This window comes from Hungatella hominis (assembly GCF_014288005.1).
Classification (GTDB): Bacteria; Bacillota; Clostridia; order Lachnospirales; family Lachnospiraceae; genus Hungatella; species Hungatella effluvii.
The window spans coordinates 1-18,228 of sequence record NZ_JACOPB010000030.1 but is presented as its reverse complement, the minus strand read 5'-3'; the positions used below and the strand labels follow the sequence as shown (position 1 = coordinate 18,228).

Annotated in this window: 16 protein-coding genes; 8 read left to right on the top strand and 8 right to left on the bottom strand. The window is 51.3% G+C overall.

The annotated features are described in order from the left end of the window. Positions 1 to 13: 13 nt before the first annotated feature. Together H8S75_RS30665 and guaA are read right to left on the bottom strand one after the other, a co-directional pair. The gene (locus H8S75_RS30665) at positions 14 to 247 is read right to left on the bottom strand and encodes a DKNYY domain-containing protein (RefSeq protein WP_187024721.1); all 234 of its coding nucleotides are present in this window, start codon (positions 245 to 247) and stop codon (positions 14 to 16) included. 309 nt (positions 248 to 556) lie between these two features. Continuing rightward, entirely contained in the window at positions 557 to 1,864 is a 1,308-nt protein-coding gene (guaA, locus tag H8S75_RS30660) for a glutamine-hydrolyzing GMP synthase (RefSeq protein ID WP_187024720.1), read from the bottom strand. 242 nt (positions 1,865 to 2,106) lie between these two features. Here guaA and H8S75_RS30655 point away from each other — a divergent pair, with 242 nt between their 5' ends. The 8 genes from H8S75_RS30655 to H8S75_RS30620 all read left to right on the top strand — a co-directional run bounded on the left by H8S75_RS30655 (position 2,107) and on the right by H8S75_RS30620 (position 12,181). Further along, positions 2,107 to 3,834 (top strand): ABC transporter ATP-binding protein, encoded by a 1,728-nt coding sequence (locus tag H8S75_RS30655; RefSeq protein ID WP_187024719.1) that lies wholly within the window; start codon positions 2,107 to 2,109, stop codon positions 3,832 to 3,834. Continuing rightward, positions 3,834 to 5,696: an ABC transporter ATP-binding protein gene (locus H8S75_RS30650; RefSeq protein ID WP_187024718.1), complete on the top strand. Its 1,863-nt coding sequence runs from the start codon at positions 3,834 to 3,836 to the stop codon at positions 5,694 to 5,696. The genes H8S75_RS30655 and H8S75_RS30650 overlap by 1 nt, the downstream gene beginning before the upstream one ends. Before the next feature lie 152 nt (positions 5,697 to 5,848). Further along, positions 5,849 to 6,292: a MarR family winged helix-turn-helix transcriptional regulator gene (locus tag H8S75_RS30645; protein ID WP_002602621.1), complete on the top strand. Its 444-nt coding sequence runs from the start codon at positions 5,849 to 5,851 to the stop codon at positions 6,290 to 6,292. A gap of 3 nt (positions 6,293 to 6,295) precedes the next feature. Beyond that, entirely contained in the window at positions 6,296 to 6,577 is a 282-nt protein-coding gene (locus tag H8S75_RS30640; protein WP_025529961.1) for a hypothetical protein, read from the top strand. 242 nt (positions 6,578 to 6,819) lie between these two features. Further along, positions 6,820 to 8,517: a glutamine--tRNA ligase/YqeY domain fusion protein gene (locus H8S75_RS30635; protein ID WP_187024717.1), complete on the top strand. Its 1,698-nt coding sequence runs from the start codon at positions 6,820 to 6,822 to the stop codon at positions 8,515 to 8,517. 243 nt (positions 8,518 to 8,760) lie between these two features. Next, complete coding sequence (gene pdxR, locus H8S75_RS30630) at positions 8,761 to 10,218, top strand: MocR-like pyridoxine biosynthesis transcription factor PdxR (protein ID WP_187024716.1); 1,458 nt, start codon at positions 8,761 to 8,763, stop codon at positions 10,216 to 10,218. Positions 10,219 to 10,221: 3 nt separating this feature from the next. Continuing rightward, positions 10,222 to 11,151, top strand: coding sequence for an MORN repeat-containing protein (locus H8S75_RS30625; protein ID WP_187024715.1), 930 nt, complete (start codon positions 10,222 to 10,224; stop codon positions 11,149 to 11,151). 25 nt (positions 11,152 to 11,176) lie between these two features. After that, complete coding sequence (locus tag H8S75_RS30620) at positions 11,177 to 12,181, top strand: AraC family transcriptional regulator (protein WP_187024736.1); 1,005 nt, start codon at positions 11,177 to 11,179, stop codon at positions 12,179 to 12,181. Positions 12,182 to 12,191: 10 nt separating this feature from the next. Here the strand turns inward: H8S75_RS30620 and H8S75_RS30615 are convergent, their stop codons facing one another. The 6 genes from H8S75_RS30615 to H8S75_RS30590 all read right to left on the bottom strand — a co-directional run bounded on the left by H8S75_RS30615 (position 12,192) and on the right by H8S75_RS30590 (position 18,102). Further along, entirely contained in the window at positions 12,192 to 12,863 is a 672-nt protein-coding gene (locus tag H8S75_RS30615) for a hypothetical protein (protein ID WP_187024714.1), read from the bottom strand. Further along, a complete protein-coding gene (locus H8S75_RS30610) occupies positions 12,856 to 13,572 on the bottom strand; it encodes an ATP-binding cassette domain-containing protein (protein ID WP_207729255.1) in 717 nt (238 codons plus the stop codon). The genes H8S75_RS30615 and H8S75_RS30610 overlap by 8 nt, the downstream gene beginning before the upstream one ends. 56 nt (positions 13,573 to 13,628) lie before the next feature. Further along, positions 13,629 to 13,988, bottom strand: a complete 360-nt coding sequence (locus H8S75_RS30605) for a GntR family transcriptional regulator (RefSeq protein WP_187024713.1) — start codon at positions 13,986 to 13,988, stop codon at positions 13,629 to 13,631. 243 nt (positions 13,989 to 14,231) lie between these two features. Continuing rightward, positions 14,232 to 15,887, bottom strand: coding sequence for an ABC transporter permease (locus H8S75_RS30600; protein ID WP_187024712.1), 1,656 nt, complete (start codon positions 15,885 to 15,887; stop codon positions 14,232 to 14,234). Continuing rightward, positions 15,877 to 16,968 carry an ABC transporter ATP-binding protein gene (locus tag H8S75_RS30595; RefSeq protein ID WP_187024711.1) on the bottom strand — a complete coding sequence of 364 codons (1,092 nt, stop codon included), beginning with the start codon at positions 16,966 to 16,968 and terminating at the stop codon, positions 15,877 to 15,879. The genes H8S75_RS30600 and H8S75_RS30595 overlap by 11 nt, the downstream gene beginning before the upstream one ends. 27 nt (positions 16,969 to 16,995) lie before the next feature. After that, the gene (locus H8S75_RS30590) at positions 16,996 to 18,102 is read right to left on the bottom strand and encodes an ABC transporter substrate-binding protein (protein ID WP_187024710.1); all 1,107 of its coding nucleotides are present in this window, start codon (positions 18,100 to 18,102) and stop codon (positions 16,996 to 16,998) included. Positions 18,103 to 18,228 lie beyond the last annotated feature (126 nt).

Sequence of the window (18,228 nt, the reverse complement as noted above, 5' to 3'; positions counted from 1 at the left end):
GTCTTGGGCGTAATTATCCTGGAGTATAAAAAAGGTCTTGCAGCAGCTTTCCTCTGCGGTAAACGTGCTTACAATCTTTAATAAAATCGTGGTTTACAATCTCCATTGTATCAATATCAATGTTTTTGACTAGATGAAATATATTTTCGTTCGATTGCTGCTTCGGCATATAGGCGACTTCAACATCATATTTACGATAGCCCGACGGGTCTCCATTGCCATCTTTGAGAACACGAGCAAATCCCATTATCTCCTCCTAAGACGTATCCACTTTGGTGTTTTGATAAAGTATAGCACAAAACAGTACATAAATCTATTCGTTATACAAGGTATTATGGCTGAATGTGCAGGACTGCCATCCAATGGCGAAAAACAAAGTAAGGACAAACAAAAAGGCGCCCTGCTGAATTTGTCGTTCAGCAGGGCGCCTTTTTGTTTGTGCCTTTGCGATTATTCTCTTGAATACCAGGCGGACACAAATAGTATTATTCCATTGTCAAGAGGCAAAGCGGCAGGTAAAAAAACGGTATTCTTGCGGGGCGCGCCGTCTCCGGCATTACTCCCACTCAATCGTAGCCGTAGGCTTCGGACTCAGATCATAGCACACACGGTTTACATTCTTCACTTCTTTTAAGATCCTGTCTGCAATCTTTAACAGCACGGCGTAGTCGATCTGTTCAATCGATGCGCTCATGGCGTCGATGGTGTTGACGGCGCGGAGGATGACCGGATAATCGAAGCATCTGGCGTTGTCGCGGACACCGACGGATTTGAAATCAGGCACGACGGTGAAATACTGCCATACGGTCTTGTCCAGTCCGGCATTGGCAAATTCTTCGCGCAGGATGGCGTCGGATTCGCGGACTGCTTCCAGACGTTCTTTTGTGATGGCTCCGAGACAGCGCACACCCAGACCAGGACCCGGGAACGGCTGGCGGTATACCATCTCTGCTGGAAGTCCCAGTTCTACGCCGCAGGCGCGGACCTCATCCTTGAACAGCTGACGCAGCGGTTCTACCAGCTGGAACTGTAAATCTTCCGGGAGACCGCCTACGTTGTGATGGGATTTGACCATCTTCGCCGTCTTGGTTCCGCTCTCCACGATATCGGGATAGATCGTTCCCTGTGCCAGGAATTCGATTCCCTCCAGTTTTCTGGCTTCTTCCTCGAAAACGCGGATAAATTCCGCACCGATAATCTTTCTTTTCTGCTCCGGATCGGCAACACCGGCCAGCTTGCCAAGGAAACGATCGACAGCGTCCACGTAGACTAAATTAGCGTCAAGCTGATGCTTGAATACGTCGATAACGGACTCAGACTCTCCCTTGCGCATCAGGCCGTGATTGACATGGACGCAGGTGAGCTGTTTGCCGATGGCCTTGATTAAAAGGGCGGCTACAACGGAGCTGTCCACACCGCCGGAGAGTGCAAGAAGAACCTTCTTATCGCCTACCTGGCTGCGGATCAGTTCTACCTGGTCGGCAATGAAATTCGTCATGTTCCAGTTGGCCTGCGCATGGCAGGTATCAAATACAAATTCTCTTACCAGTGATACTCTTGTCTCTTCGTCCTCTGGCCATTCGGTTACGCTGTACTCACAGGCTGCCGGTTCGTGGCCGGCGGCCATGACTGGATAACCCGCCTCGTAGATCTCCGGCAGTACGTCGATCCGCACGCCGTCCACGATATGGTTAGGTCCTCCGTTTATGATCACGCCCTTGACATTGGGAAGTTTTTTGAGCTCTTCCGCGGTAATGTCATGGGGATAAATTTCGCTGTAGACGCCGACCGCACGGATTTCCCGCGCCAGCCTTGTATTATCTGTACTTCCCAAATCCAGAATGACTATCATATCCTGTTTCATAAGTGCCTCCTTTGACCTTCTCTGATGTATTCCTTTTCATAACATAACTTGTAATGCTGTGATTGTAATTCTGTAATTGCAACCCTGTAATATAGTGTAGCAGAAAATGAATCGAAGGTAAATGAATTTTTCATGATTTTGGCAGACTTTCAGTAGACAAATGCAGAAATTAGCCGTATAGTATATGATGAATTGTTGCGATTGCAACAGTTGAAACTGCAAGTGAAGAGATGGAGGCAGACATGTTTCGAAGATTCTACGGTTACATGAAGGATTACCGGAAATACGGGCTTTTCAGCTGTGCCTGTGTGGCGCTGGAGGTCATGTTCGAACTGGTGATTCCGCTCGTTATGGCGGATATCATCGACGTCGGCGTGGCAAACGGAGACAGAAGGTATATTATTACAAAGGGAATCGAGATGTGCATACTGGCGCTTATGGCGCTGGGGCTTGGCGCCGCGTATTCCAGATTTGCGGCGCTGTGCGGCCAGGGGCTGGGAGCGGAGCTTCGGAAGGCGGAATATCAGAAGATCCAGAGCTTCTCTTTTTCCAATACAGATCATTTCACCACATCGTCTCTCGTTACGAGGCTTACCAGCGATGTGACGGTGATTCAGAACGCGGTAACTACCGGCCTCCGGCCCATTGTGCGTGCACCTGTGATGATGGTGACGGCTCTCTGCCTGTCATTTTCCATCAATGCCAGGCTGGCGCTGATTTTCCTGGTGGCGGCTCCGCTTCTGGGGGTTATCCTGTTTCTTATCATCAGCCATGTGAGGCCCCTGTATTCCCGGCTGCAGAAGAGCATCGACCTGGTCAACCGGATCGTGCAGGAGAATTTAATGGCGGTCCGCGTGGTCAAGGCCTATGTCAGGGAAGGCCACGAGATGGAGAAATTCGACGCGGTCAACTCGGAACTGCAGACCGTATCGGAGAAGGCCTTCGGCCTGGCATGTATGAACATGCCCGCCATGCAGTACGTGATGTATGCGACCATCGTGTCCATTCTGTGGTTTGGCGGCAATCTGATTTTTATCGGAGGAATGCAGGTAGGGGAACTTACCGGATTCTTAAGCTATGTGCTTCAGGTCCTCAATTCCCTGATGATGATCTCCAATGTCTTCATGATGGTGACCCGGTCCATGGCCTCCGGAAAACGTATTCTGGAAGTCCTGGATGAGGAAATTGAGATTCAGGATGAGAGCAGAGAATCACTTACCGTGGAAGAAGGCGGAATTACCTTCGATCACGTGTCATTTAAATATAAGAAGAATGCGAAGGAGTACGTCCTGTCCGATGTCAGTCTCGACATCAAACCGGGGCAGACCGTGGGGATTATCGGCGGCACCGGTTCGGCCAAGACGACGCTGGTCCAGCTGATTCCGAGGCTTTATGAAGCCACGGAGGGGGAAGTACTCATCGATGGAAAGCCGGTGAAAGCGTATCCGCTGGAGCATCTGCGGGACGCGGTAGCCGTGGTATTGCAGAAAAACACCCTGTTTACCGGGACGATTGAAGATAATCTGCGATGGGGAAAAGAGGATGCCACGAAAGAGGAAATCGCGTGGGCGTGTGATATCGCAGGGGCGGCCGAGTTCGTGGAACGTTTCCCGGAGGGTTACGATACGTATCTCGATCAGGGCGGCGTGAACTTATCGGGAGGCCAGAAGCAGCGTCTCTGTATCGCAAGGGCTGTCTTAAAGCGGCCGAAGATCCTGATTCTCGACGATTCTACCAGCGCCGTGGACACGGCTACTGAGGCGGGAATCAGGAGCGGTCTTAAGGAGAGCCTTCCTGACATGACGAAGATCATCATAGCCCAGCGGATCACCTCCGTCTCGGGAGCAGATCAGATCATTATCATGGACGACGGAAAGGTACACGCATCAGGCAGTCACGAGGAGCTGCTGGCGAAAGATCCCATTTACCAGGAAATCTATTATTCTCAGCAGGAAGGGGTGGGCTTATAATGGCGAAATACATCGGTTACAAGAAACCGAGGAACACGAAAAGGACGCTGCTGCGGCTCATTTCCTATATGGGAAGACATAAATTTTCCATGTTTGTCGTGGGACTCCTGGTGATTGTCAGCAGTCTTGCCAGCGTATTCGGTACGTATATGCTGAAGCCGATTATCAACCAGTACATCATCCCGAAGGATATTCCGGGACTTGTGAAGGCACTGCTCTTCATGGGGATCCTGTATGCGGTGGGAGCATCGGCCACGCTGGGGTATAACCGGCTGATGGTGAAAACGTCACAGAAGATTGTAAAGGAGATACGAAAGGATCTTTTCAATCACACGCAGACGCTGCCGCTGGCGTATTTTGATGCCCATACTCATGGAGAGCTGATGAGCCATTTCACCAACGATGTGGATACGATTGCCGAGGCGCTGAACAACAGCTTCACACTGCTGATCCAGAGTTTTATCACGACGGTCGGCACCATGGTGATGATCGTGATCTTAAGCTTCCGTCTGTCGCTTATCGTGCTGGGCTGTATGGCGCTCATGTTCCTGTTTATCCGGTTCAATGGGAAACGGAGCCGGAAATATTTCATGGAACAGCAGAAGTATTTGGGCGAGATCAACGGATTTATCGAGGAGATGGTGGCAGGACAGAAGGTGGAGAAGGTCTTCAACCATGAGAAGAAGGATTTTGAAGAATTCTGCAGGAGAAATGAGCGGCTTCGTCAGGCGTCCACCAATGCGATGGCGTATTCCGGCCTGATGGTGCCGGTAGTCGTCAGTATTTCCTATTTAAACTATGCTGTGTCGGCCTGCGTGGGCGGTTTATTCGCACTGGCAGGACTCATGGACATCGGAAGCCTGGCTTCCTACCTGGTCTATGTCCGGCAGAGCGCCATGCCGATCAATCAATGCACCCAGCAGGTGAATTTCATCCTGGCCGCATTGTCCGGCGCGGAGCGCATCTTTGAAATGATGGACGAAGAGCCGGAGGTGGATGAGGGAACCGTGACGCTGTGCCGTGTGGAGGAGAAGCCGGATGGCAGCCTCTTCGAATGCAGCCGGAAGAGCGGCCTCTGGGCCTGGAAGATGCCGGACGAAGAAGGAAGAGACAACACCCTTATCCCCTTGACGGGCGACGTTCGTTTTGAGCATGTGGTGTTCGGCTACAATTATAAGAAAAAGATTCTTGATGACATCAGCCTCTTTGCCAAGCCGGGGCAGAAGATCGCATTTGTGGGTTCCACGGGAGCCGGGAAGACGACCATTATCAATCTGATCAACCGGTTTTATGAGATTTCAGGTGGCGTGATCACCTATGACGGAATCGATATCACAAAGATCCGGAAGGCGGACCTGCGCCGCTCCCTGGGATTTGTCCTCCAGGATACCCACTTATTTACCGGGACCATCGAGGAGAATATCCGCTACGGAAACCTGGAAGCTGCAGAGGAGGACGTGATCAATGCGGCGAAGATCGCCAATGCGCATTCCTTTATCCGGCGTCTGCCCGAGGGGTACCAGACGGTTCTGGAAAGTGACGGCGCGAATCTGTCCCAGGGCCAGAGGCAGCTTCTGGCTATCGCCCGGGCCGCGGTGGCTTCTCCGCCTGTGCTGGTACTGGATGAGGCAACCAGCTCCATCGACACGAGGACGGAGCACCTGATTGAGAAGGGCATGGACGCGCTGATGGAAGACAGAACGGTGTTCGTCATCGCGCACCGCCTTTCCACGGTGCGTAATTCCAAGGCTATCATGGTTCTGGAGCACGGGCAGATCATGGAGCGCGGAAGCCACGAGGAGCTGTTGGAACAGGGCGGACGGTATTACCGGCTCTATACGGGCCAGTTTGAACTGGAATGAGCGGCCTGCCGGGACCCGGCCGTGCTCCGGGCAGTAACTGCTTTACATGGATTTTACAAAAAAATATGGATAAAATCTTGAAATCCGGCGAGAAAAAAGGCATAATAAGTGGCGTTGGATTGTGATCGATAAGAAAGGCGGTAACAGAGAAAATGGACCGAAAGCAGGAGGTCAGGGACTTAATGTTCCGTACCGAGATGGCCAGGAAGAGGCGGATCCATCCGGTATGGACCGATATGGGGCTGATCGCGGGACAGCCCAGGGTGTTAAGCCAGCTGTTCATCAAAGATAAAATCACACAGAAAGAGCTTGCAGAGGCGTGCTGTATCGAGCCGGCCACGCTGTCACGTGCGCTGGACCGTCTGGAAGCCATGGGATATATTATCAGAAACGACAATCCGCAGTGCCGTCGTTCCTTCTTAATTTCCCTGACAGAGGCTGGGAAGAAGATGGCGGTAAAGGTAAAAGAGACCTTCGAGGGACTGGAGGAAGAGATGATGGAAGGCATTTCCGATGAAGAGATGGATACGATCATCTCCCTGGTCTCCAGAATTTACGATAATCTGCGAAATGAAGAAGAAAGCGGGGGTATCTAACGTATGGGAGCATTAAAAAAGGAAACATTTGTGCCGATGGCCTTCTTCAAGAAAGAGGCCTACACAGGCAGCTTTAAGGGAATGCGTTACCGCGTAGTAAAAGCCGAAGACCAGTTCGAGGCAGTCGTCTACCCGGAACCCTACTGTTTCGAAGCAACCCCGGACGAGAACAAGGTAAAGAACACCTTCCCCTTTACCGAAGAAGGCAGAGAATCCGTCGTAAACTGGTTAAACGACCAATACGACTCCCGCAAATCAGAATGGGACGCTGCCGCCCGCTATTGATTAGAGGCAGTAGAACACGCTGCAGCCTTTCTCCCATATAAAGCCAGTACACAGCCCCAGTGATTGCGGAGAGGGCGAGGCGGCCAGGAAACAAGAAGCTGTACGCTCCTCCTCCCTGGCCGCCTCGCCCTCTCCGCAATCACTGGGGCGTACCCCCACAAAATTCTCATTCCCCCTTTCCTATTTCTCCCAAATATGATATGATACCATATTATTGGGACTATTTATATGGAGGAAACAAGATGGAAGAAAACAGAGAAGTATTAGAAACTGCGGAAAAAGAAGAAGTTGTTTCTAAAAACTTTATTGAGCAGGAGATAGATAAGGATCTGGCAGAGGGCGTTTATAATCATGTTCAGACCAGATTTCCACCGGAACCAAACGGATATCTGCATATCGGACATGCAAAGTCCATTCTTTTAAACTACGGACTGGCTAAAAAGTATGGCGGACAGTTTAACCTTCGTTTTGATGATACGAATCCGACGAAAGAGAAGACGGAATTCGTGGAGTCCATTATTGAGGATGTGAAGTGGCTGGGCGCTGATTTTGAGGACAGGCTGTTTTTTGCCTCCAATTACTTCGAGCAGATGTATGAGTGTGCGGTCTTCTTAATCAAGAAGGGCAAAGCATTTGTCTGTGATTTAACCGCGGAGGAGATTCGCGAATACCGGGGCGATTTTAAGACACCGGGTAAGGAAAGCCCTTACCGGAACCGGAGCATTGAAGAGAACTTAAAGCTCTTTGAGGAGATGAAGGAAGGAAAGTATCAGGACGGAGAGAAGGTGCTCCGCGCCAAGATCGATATGGCTTCCCCGAATATCAACATGCGTGATCCGGTTATCTACCGGGTGGCCCGTATGAGCCATCACAACACAGGCGATAAGTGGTGCATCTATCCGATGTATGATTTTGCCCATCCGATCGAGGATGCGGTGGAGCACATCACACATTCGATCTGTACGCTGGAATTTGAGGATCACAGACCGCTGTATGACTGGGTAGTGAGAGAATGTGAATTTGAGAACCCGCCCCGCCAGATTGAGTTTGCCAAGCTGTACTTGACGAATGTGGTTACCGGCAAGCGCTATATCAAGAAGCTGGTGGAAGACAGGATTGTGGACGGCTGGGATGACCCGCGTCTCGTATCCATCGCCGCTCTGAGAAGAAGAGGCTATACACCGGAAGCCATCCGCATGTTTGTGGATCTGGTAGGTGTGTCCAAGGCGAACAGCTCCGTGGATTACGCCATGCTGGAATACTGTATCCGCGAGGACTTAAAGCTGAAGAAGCCGAGAATGATGGCTATTTTAGATCCGGTGAAGCTGGTAATCGATAACTATCCGGAAGACACGATAGAATATCTGGACGCTCCTAACAATTTAGAGAATCCGGAGCTGGGAGAGAGAAAACTGCCCTTTGGAAAAGAACTCTACATCGAGCGGGAAGATTTCATGGAAGAGCCGGTTAAGAAGTATTTCCGTCTGTTCCCGGGCAACGAGGTCCGTCTGATGAACGCCTATTTCGTGACCTGTACCGGATGCGAGAAGGATGAGAACGGCAATGTAACCGTGGTTCACTGTACGTACGACCCGGAGACGAAGAGCGGTTCCGGATTCACAGCCAGAAAGGTAAAGGGAACCATTCACTGGGTAGCCGCCAGGACTGCCGTTACAGTAGAGTGCCGTCTCTATGAGAACATCGTGGATGAGGAAAAAGGCAAGTTAAATGAGGACGGAAGTCTGAATCTGAATCCGAATTCTCTTACCATTATAAAGAACTGCTATGTGGAACCGGCGCTGGCCGAGGCGAAGCCGTACGACAGCTACCAGTTTGTGAGAAATGGCTTTTTCTGTGCCGACTGCAAGGACAGCACTCCGGAGCATCTGGTATTTAACCGGATCGTGTCCTTAAAGAGTTCTTTTAAGATTGCGAAATAAAGGTTTCGCCGTTTTGTACCATTTTGATAAACAGGCAATTAGAGATGCCGCGGGGGATATGATGTTTGACCTGGCCGGACCGTACTGCGGTGACGGGCTGGAAGAACCTGATCCTGCGGCACTTTTTTTACCTCGATATGCTTTACCAGTACGCTGGGGTGTGTTTGATCCTAGTGCAGAATTCACCGGAACTTATGCAACGCTGTACTAGTGTCCGCACACCAGTCTTAAGGAGGCGGAGATGTGGAACTGATGATCCCTCTGGACAGCCATTCAGAGATGCCTTATTATGAACAGATATACGAATATATCAGAGAAGAGATTAAGAAGGGGAATTTAAAGTCCTCCGCCCGTATTCCCTCGACCCGCCTTCTGGCGGAGCATTTAAAGGTCAGCAGGAGCACGACGCAGATGGCCTATGAGCAGCTGCTGTCGGAAGGGTATATCGAATCGGTACCGTGCAAAGGATACTTTGTGTCGCGCATCGAGGAGCTGGTGATCACGGGGCAGGAGAACGGGGGAGAAAGTCCATTTTTTGGCACGTATCCGTGGGAAGTACCGGGGGACAGTCGCCCGGCGGCCGGAGAGGCGGAATACAAGGTGGATTTCTCACCGCGCGGAGTCGATCTGGACAGTTTTCCCTTTAATACATGGAGAAAGATCACGAAGACTACGCTGGTGGACGACAACAAGGAGATGTTTGCGACCGGAGATCCCCAGGGGGAGCCGGCTTTCCGTGAGGCGATCCGGAGCTATCTCCATTCGGCCAGAGGCGTGAACTGCACTGCGGAGCAGATCGTCGTCGGTGCAGGAACGGAATACTTATTGATGCTGCTTTCACGTATTTTGGGGCCGGATCACACCATAGCCATGGAAAATCCCACATACAAGCAGGCGTACCGCGTCTTTAAGAGCCTGGGATATCCGGTAGTGCCCGTGGAGATGGATGGCTCCGGTCTGGAGACTTCCCTGCTCGAGAGAAGCGGGGCGGATATCGCCTATGTGATGCCGTCTCACCAGTATCCGACCGGAATCGTGATGCCGGTAAAACGGCGGCAGGAGCTGCTCTCCTGGGCCTGCAAAAAAGAGGGACGTTATCTGATTGAGGATGATTACGACAGTGAGTTCCGCTATAAGGGAAAACCGATTCCGGCCCTGCAGGGAATGGATGGAAGGGAACGGGTTATTTACAGCGGAACATTTTCAAAGTCCGTAGCGCCGGCTATCCGTGTCAGCTATTTGGTGCTGCCGAAACCGCTGCTGGCGGTCTACCGGGAGCGGGTGAATTTTTATACATCCACGGTTTCGAGAATCGACCAGAATATCCTGTACCAGTTTATGATGGGCGGTTATTATGAGCGCCATTTAAACCGGATGCGGGCCGTGTACAAGGCGAAGCACGATACGCTGATTGGGGCGCTGAAGCCATTTGAAAAACAATTTACGATAAAAGGAGAGTATGCAGGCCTCCATCTGCTTCTGACGGATAAGAAAAACAGGACGGAGGAGTGGCTGGTAGAGTCTGCGAAACAGGCGGGGGTAAAGGTCTACGGCCTGTCTTCCTATCTGATCAGGGAGGGGAAGGCCGTGGTGGTGCCTACTGTAATCCTGGGGTATGCGATGCTCAGTGAAGATGCGATTAAAGAGGGAATCCGGCTGCTTAAGACAGCCTGGTCATCAGATGGAGAACAGGAGGAGTAATATATGAAGAATAATAGGGACCTTCCGCTAAGGACCGCCGGAGTTGCCGCCGTAATTGCGGTGTTGCTGCTTGTTTTAAGCATTCTTGGAAATGTCCGGATATCCGGTTACTTAAAGGCCAGCATGGAGGAATCCATCCATCAGGTCGAAAGTGAGATTGCCAGCAAAGAGGTACAGGAATCCATCGAGGAATCGAAGATGGAAGAGACTGCGGTTCACGAGATTTCGCTCACTTATACAGAGGAGCAGCTTTTAAATCTGCTGGAGGGGAAGATGCACGCCAATGATTTGGAGGGCGCGGCGAGAGTACTGAACGAGAATGATACGGCATTTCAGGATTTGTTTTTTGGAAAGCTGGCGGATGAGACGTGTCTGTATTCCTCGCCGGTCGACGCCCAGGGGGCTGATCCGCATACCGGCGGTGTGATGAAGGACGAGGCGGATGGCCACGGCCTCGTGTTTCAGCGTGCGGGAACCATCTTCTACGGCGATTTTAAGGACGGTAAGCCGTCTGGCCAGTGTGTGGCCCTTCAGGCGATTACGCTGGATGAGGGAGTCCGCTACGATTATTCCGTCGGCACGTGGACGGATGGTGTCATGGACGGCGCCGGAGAGTGCGGATACGATTACTATGAAGGCGTGACCGGAGACGGGGCGAAAAAAACGGTGAAGAAAGGAAACTTTGCAGACGACCTGATGGAGGGAGAGATCTCCTATACCAGCGTCAACGGGGATGGGGAATCGACTTCGTGGACCATGACAGTGGAAAATGGGGTGATTGTTCCGGACGCAAGGTGGATTTCCGATACATCCGATGATGGAACGCCTGTCTTTCGGCTGATGGCCGATACGGACGATGTCCACGCCTATGTGGTGGAGGCCGATGCCATGGAGGAAGTGCGCTGGAAGAATATGATTGAGTGGGGAGAGTAGCGGAAGAGAAGAGAGGGGCGGTGCAGTGAATCAGGAAATGCTGGAACGTCTCAGTGTGATCACGGAAGAAGAGCGGGAAATCTTAAACGGGCGCACAGAGATTGACAGGACAAGGTACACAAAGGGCGATGAGCTTATTACATCCCGCCGAACGGAGGTGAGGGAGGCTTTCCATATTGACAGCGGGAAGATGCTGGAGCACGGCAAGCTGATCCGAATCCGGCCTCATACCCGGTTCGTTCACTTCCCGAAACACAAACACAACTACATTGAAGTGATCTATATGTGCAAGGGGGAGACGACCCACATGATCGACGGGGAGACGGTTATCTTAAGGACCGGCGAGCTGCTCTTTTTAAATCAGCATGCCACCCAGGAGATTCTGCCTGCCGGAGAGGGCGATGTCGCTGTGAACTTCATCATTTTGCCGGAGTTTTTTGATACCGCCTTTGAGATGATGGGGGAGGAGGAAAATCTGCTGCGGGATTTCCTGGTGGGCTGCTTGTGCAATGACACCCGGTACGCCAGCTTTCTGCATTTCAAGGTGGCAGATGTGCTCCCGGTACAGAATCTGGTGGAAAACATGGTCTGGACACTGCTCAATGACCAGCCTAATAAGCGGAGCATCAACCAGGTCACCATGGGGCTCCTGTTTCTTCAGCTGATGCACTATACAGATAAGATCAGCCACACCCGGGAGGGCTTCGATCAGAGGCTGATCTTCCAGGTGCTGGGATATATCGACGAGAACTACCGGGACGGAGAACTGACGGAGCTGTCCTCCATGCTGGGATATGATATCTACTGGCTGAGCCGGATGGTGAAACGGCTGACCGGAAGGACGTACAAGGAACTTTTGCAGATCAAACGGCTGAACCAGGCCGCGTTCCTGCTTTTAAATACGAGACTGGCAGTGGCGGATGTGGCTCTGGCGGTGGGATATGACAATACCAGTTATTTCTACCGGATTTTTAAGGTGCGGTACCAGATGTCGCCGAAGGAGTATCGGAAGAATAACAGGGCGCTTTGAGGATACGGTATTATGGCACATCTCTCTCCTCCTCCAGCTTACCGGACTGCCAGAGCAGGAAGAAAAGAAGCGCAATTCCTGCCGGGACACCGGCTATGACGGGGAGGCTCTTTAACGCATCGCTTACCATCTGGCCGATGAACAGTGCGGCGATCAGCGTAAGGGCTTTTCCGTGGCCGTTCTGCCTCCTGCTGGAAAACAGTGTCAAAAAGAGATAAAGGAGCGGAAGCAGCAGCGCGAATTGCAGGAAAGCGCCGGGAATATCATCCTTCATCTGCATTCTGAAATAGGAATGATTTGCGTCCGCGAATTTCTGCATCAGGATGGTGCCGGCCTGCCCATTGAAAAAGGAAAACGCCATGACCGCCGCGACCGCGGTCAGGCGCGAGAAGATCCGCAGCCACGGATTGGGCTCGGCCAGGCGCCAGAGCTCATTCTGCCGGACGTCCGGTTTTTCCAGCATATGGTTCATCCCGTAAAACAGTCCCAAAAGCAGGGAAGCTGCGTAACAGATACTGATGAGCAGGACGAGTAATCCCGCTTTTTTATCGATGACACGGCAGGCGGAAAGCGGGAGAATCAAAAGCAGCCCATTCAGAATGATGAAAAATGCCGCCGCTGTCCATATCTCATGAAATACTGCCTGAAGCTGCCATTTTATGGATTTCCATACTCTAATCATGTTTGATCTCCTCCAGATAATACTGTTCCACGGATTTGCGGTGCCTCGTTCTTATTTCTTCCGTTTCCATCTGCCAGACACGCCCTTCAGCGAGGAATATGACCTCATCGAACAGAGACTCCAGATCCTTCAGCAGATGAGTCGCCATGACGACGGAGCTGTTGTCTGCCATATTCTCCAGGAGGAAGCGCTTCATATCTTTCTTGAAATACGGGTCGATTCCATCAAATGGCTCGTCGAAAAGATAGAGGCGGCTTTTCCTGCACAGCCCCAGAATCATGCAGAGCCTTTCCTGGTTTCCTCTGGAAAGGCGGCAGAGCCGTGTCCTGCGGTCGATCTTCGACTGCTCCAGCAGCTTCAGGGCGCGTTCCCGATCAAAGTCGGGATAAAAATCCCGATAGAAGCCTGCACAGTCGTCCGCGGTCATCCATTCGTAAAAGTGGCTCCCTGAAAGAATGTAGGAAGGGGTTGCTTCCTCGCGGATGATCTGCCCGCCATCCGGCCGGAGCAGACCAGCCATCAATTTTAAAAGCGTGGACTTTCCGATTCCGTTGTCACCCACGACTCCGATAATCCGGTTCTCCCGGACCGTGACGGAGGCGTGATCCAAGACCCTCCAGCCATTTCGTTTTTTTATGACATTCTGCAAACGCAGCAGACAGGTAGATGCCGCTGTTATATCTTCAGTTCTTATATCATCTTTTCTCATATCCTCAGTCCTCATATCCCTAGTCCTCATATCCTCAGCCCTTCTATCCTCAGCCCTCATTTCGGGCCTCCCTCCAGTTCCTGTGAAACCGCGGCTTTGATCTGGTCATCTGTCAGCCCGCAGTTTCTCATGCGGCCTATAAAATCCTGTATCAATCCAGTTACCATGTCTTCCGACAGCTTCTCCTGGATCTCAGCCCGGACAAAGCTGCCGATGCCCTTGCGGGTCACGATGATTCCCTCCGCCTCCAGATACTGGATAGTCCGGTGGATCGTGAGGGGGGAGACCTCGAAAAGCACTGCGTATTCCCTCACGGAAGGCAGTTTCTCTCCGGGCTGTATGGTTCCGTTTATGATTTGTTCTTTTATGAAGGTTCCAATCTGGATATAGATCGGCTGGTCATTTTGAAAATCCATGGAGAGGCCTCCTGTTATACTGTTATATATATGTATAACAGTATAACGAAAAAAGATGGAGCTGTCAAGTTTAGACCAGGTTCAAAGTTTGCAGGAAATATGGCGGAAGCAAAAATAATCCTTCTGTTTCCATAGCAGAGGGGCAAAAAAATAGTTCCCGGCCAGCGCATCACATTTTCGTGAGCCGGCCGGGAAACTATATGGTTTTGTCATGGTATTAGTTTTTTTACATCAGGTTGTTATCTACAGGCTCAGATCCTTTCCGCCATTTACCCGGTTGAAGATCAGCAATGAAACGACCGTCAGGACCGTCAGTATGGTGGACAGCGCTGCTGCTATGCCGTAGTTGCCTCGTACCACCTCCGTGTAAACGGCGACCGTCAGTGTCTTTGTCTTGCCTGTATACAGGATGATGGCCGTGGACAGCTCGCTGATCATGGTAACCCAGCTTAATATTGCGCCGGAGACGATTCCAGCCGTCATCATGGGTACGGTAACCTTGAAAAATGATTTCATCTTCGATGTGCCGAGGGAGATGGCCGCTTCCTCGATGCTCATTGGAATCTGCTGCAGGATGGCCACCGAGGAGCGGATCGTATATGGAAGCCGCCGGATTACGAGGGCGACGACCATGATCAGCATGGTACCGCTTAACATAACAGGCTTTTTATTGAAGCCGGTAAGAAGCGCAATACCGAGAACGGTGCCGGGCACGATATAAGGAATCATGGAGATGATATCCACCGTGCTGGTGAGCGCGTTCTTTCTGCGGACGACTAAGTAGGCGATCATGATCGCCAGAAGTACAATAATGACTAGCGCACAGATCGGTATGATGATGGTGTTCTGAATACTCCGTCCCAGCTTTCCAAACGCGGAAGCGTAGCTTTCCAGCGAGTAGCCGGGGACGAAGATCTTTCCTTCCGTTTTCTTGAAGGAGGTGTAGCTGACGTATATCTGGGGCAGAATCGCGATTCCCACGACCAGATAGGAGGCCGCGTGAGCCAGGAAGCCGGCCAGCCCTTTCGGCGCCTTCTCCTCGATGGGATGCAGGGCGTTTAAGGAAAATGCGTTCTTATTGGACACGTATTTCTGCGCCAGGAAGACGACAGTGGTGACGACGATGGCGATAACCGCGATGGCCGCCGCAAATCCGTCGTTGCCGCCCACCTCGTTGATGAACTCCGTATAGAGGACGACCGGGAAGGTCCGGTACCCTTCGCCGATCAGCATCGGTGTTCCGAAGTCCGCGAAGGAACGCATGAATACCAGCAGGGCCGCGGCCAGAAGCGTTGGCATGATTAACGGAATGACAACCTTAAAAAAGCACTTAATGCCGGAACAGCCCAGGTTGTTAGCCGCCTCCACCAGGGAATTGTCGATATTTTTGAGCGCGCCCTTGGCGTAGAGGAATACCAGCGGGAACAGCTGCAGCGTCATGACGAGCACGATCCCGCCGAAGCCGTAGATATCCGGTATGGTGATTCCGATATTCTTGAAAAATGTAGTGATGACACCGCTTCTGCCCAACAGTAGGATCCAGGAGTAAGCGCCGATAAACGGTGCGGACATGGATGCCACGATGATCAGGATGTTCAGCAGAGATTTTCCTTTTATCTTATAAATGGAGAAGATATAGGCTAACGGCGTTCCAATCGCAATGGAAAGAACCGTCGCCGCGATGGACACCTTAAAGCTGTTGAACAGGGTGTTGAAATAGTAACTCTTAGAAAAGAATTTGGTAAAGTTGGCCATGGAGAACTGGCCTGTTTCGGCATCTATGACAGACTGCTGAATTAAGTGGGCCATAGGATAAATCAGAAACAGGGCATAAACTGCGATGGTGCACAGCGTGATGATTCCCCATATGTCCAGCCGGAATTTGCTATTATCCTTCATAGAATGCCTCACTCCTTACGAGATTTACACTGCCTTCCTTGTTAAAGACATTGATTTTATGCTTTTTCACCTGGAGCAGTACCCTCTGTCCCGGCTTCAGCTCGTCTTCGATGGAAGACTCCTCGACGATCTCCACTGTCTTCTGCCCGTCGTCAGTCTCCACAAAATAGTGTGTATTTAAACCGAGATACGTATATTCCTTTACGACGCCGGAGATGCCCTCTGTTCCATTCGGGGAGATGACGAATTCTTCCGGGCGCACGGAGCATAAGACCTCCTGGCCGGCCGTCTGTTTTAAGCAGTCCATCTCCACCCGGTATCCGTTGCCGAAAACGATAGAGCCGTTCTCCACCCGGGCGGGAATGATGTTGGTTCTGCCGATAAAGGTGGCGACGAAGACATTCTTTGGTCTCTGGTATATGTCCTTGGGAGTGCCGACGTGCTGAATGACGCCGTCCTTCATGACTGCGATGGTATCGCTGATGGCCATCGCCTCCTCCTGATCATGGGTGACATAGACGGTAGTGATGCCGACATCCTTCTGGGTGTGGCGGATCACGCTTCTCATCTCCAGACGAAGCTTGGCATCCAGATTTGACAGTGGTTCATCCATCAGCAGAACGTCCGGGGTGATGACCAGCGCCCGGGCCAGCGCGACACGCTGCTGCTGGCCGCCGGAGAGCTGGTTGGGCATACGCTCGGCAAACTGCATGATCTGCATCAGATTTAAGTATTTATCTGTCTCAGTCTTAATCTTTTCTTTTTCAATCTTTCTGTTTTTTAAACCAAAAGCAACGTTGTCGCGTACCGCCATATTGGGGAATATGGCATAGTTCTGAAAAACCATGCCGATATTCCGCTTGCTGGGGTCCATATCATTGATACGGGTGTTATTGAAATAGATATCACCACCCTCAATGGAGTTGAATCCCGCGATCATACGAAGAAGTGTGGTCTTGCCGCAGCCGGAAGGCCCAAGGAGGGTAAAGAGTTCCCCGTCCCTGATGGTGGCATTTAAGTCAGGGATGACCGTGTTATTACCATACTTCTTAACTGCGTCTTTTATAATAATTTTACTCATCTTTAACCTCCGGCCCTCTCATTTGCTCTACTTGGATGACTCTATGCTTGTGAAAATATCGGTATACTTGTTCACGAGCTCTTTCTTATGAGCGCTCACATACGGGATATCCTCTTCGATTACATAGATGTCAGACATTGGTGTCATGAAATCACTGGTTTTCGCGTCTTTTAATACCGGACGGTTGGTCAGGGTTGTTCCCCAGATATTCTGAACTTCCTCGCTGATGATGAAGTCGATAAACAGCTTTGCATTATCCATGTTCTTCGCACCTTTTACGATGGTTGCGGATGCCGGAAGATAAACACTGCCTTCCTTTGGATAGATGATCTTGACCGGAGCGCCGTCCTTTACAAGCTGCGCGCACGGATCTTCATAGGAAAGGCCCACCAGATACTCGCCGTCCGCGACTCCCTTGTATACACCTGAGGAGCTCTCGATGATCTTTCCGTCGATATTGGTAAAGAGATCTTCCACGTATTTCCAGGCTGCGTCGTCCTCATATCCGCCCATAGCCAGCAGAATGTTGGTCAGCTGCGCAAATGCGGAGGAGGAGTTGGCCGGGTCAGCCGTTGCGATCTTGCCCTTTAATTCCGGATTTAACAGATCGGCATAGCCCTCGACCTTGATATCCCCGATTAAGTCGGTGTTGACGATTAAGCAGCTGCCGTCGAGTACGTTGCCGGTGATGAAGCCGCAGGTATTCTTGTAGGCGTCGAGTACGCCTGAATCGTTAGGAGATACGTATGGTTCCCAGAGGTCCTCATTGTCAAAGGCCAGGGACCAGGAGCCGCCGAAGAGTACGTCGGCGTACGGATCATTTTTCTCGGACTGGATTCTCTTGACCAGTTCTCCGGTGCCAGCCTGGATCACTTCCACGTCAACGCCGTACTTTTCTTCAAACAGCGGGATTGTCGCGTTCATGAGTCCTTCGGAGTTGGGAGAGTAAACCACCAGCTTGCCGCCGCCTTTTTTTGCTTCCGGCTCTGCCGTCTTTGTATCGCCCGCTGCCTCGGTGCCTGCCTCTGCCTTCGGAGCCGCCGTTGTCGCCGGTGTGGAAGAGGAAGAAGAACAGCCCGCCAGAGCCGCTGTTGTCATCGTGAGCGCCATTGCCAATGCAATTGTTTTTTTCATAGTAAATCCTCCTAGTATAATAATGGTGTAGTCAATCAAGACTACAAGTTAATAGTTACGGTATCTGTTCTAATGAATAACTGAAGGAGAGGCTCTCCCTCCATCAGAGGTTATTGCTAATAATTA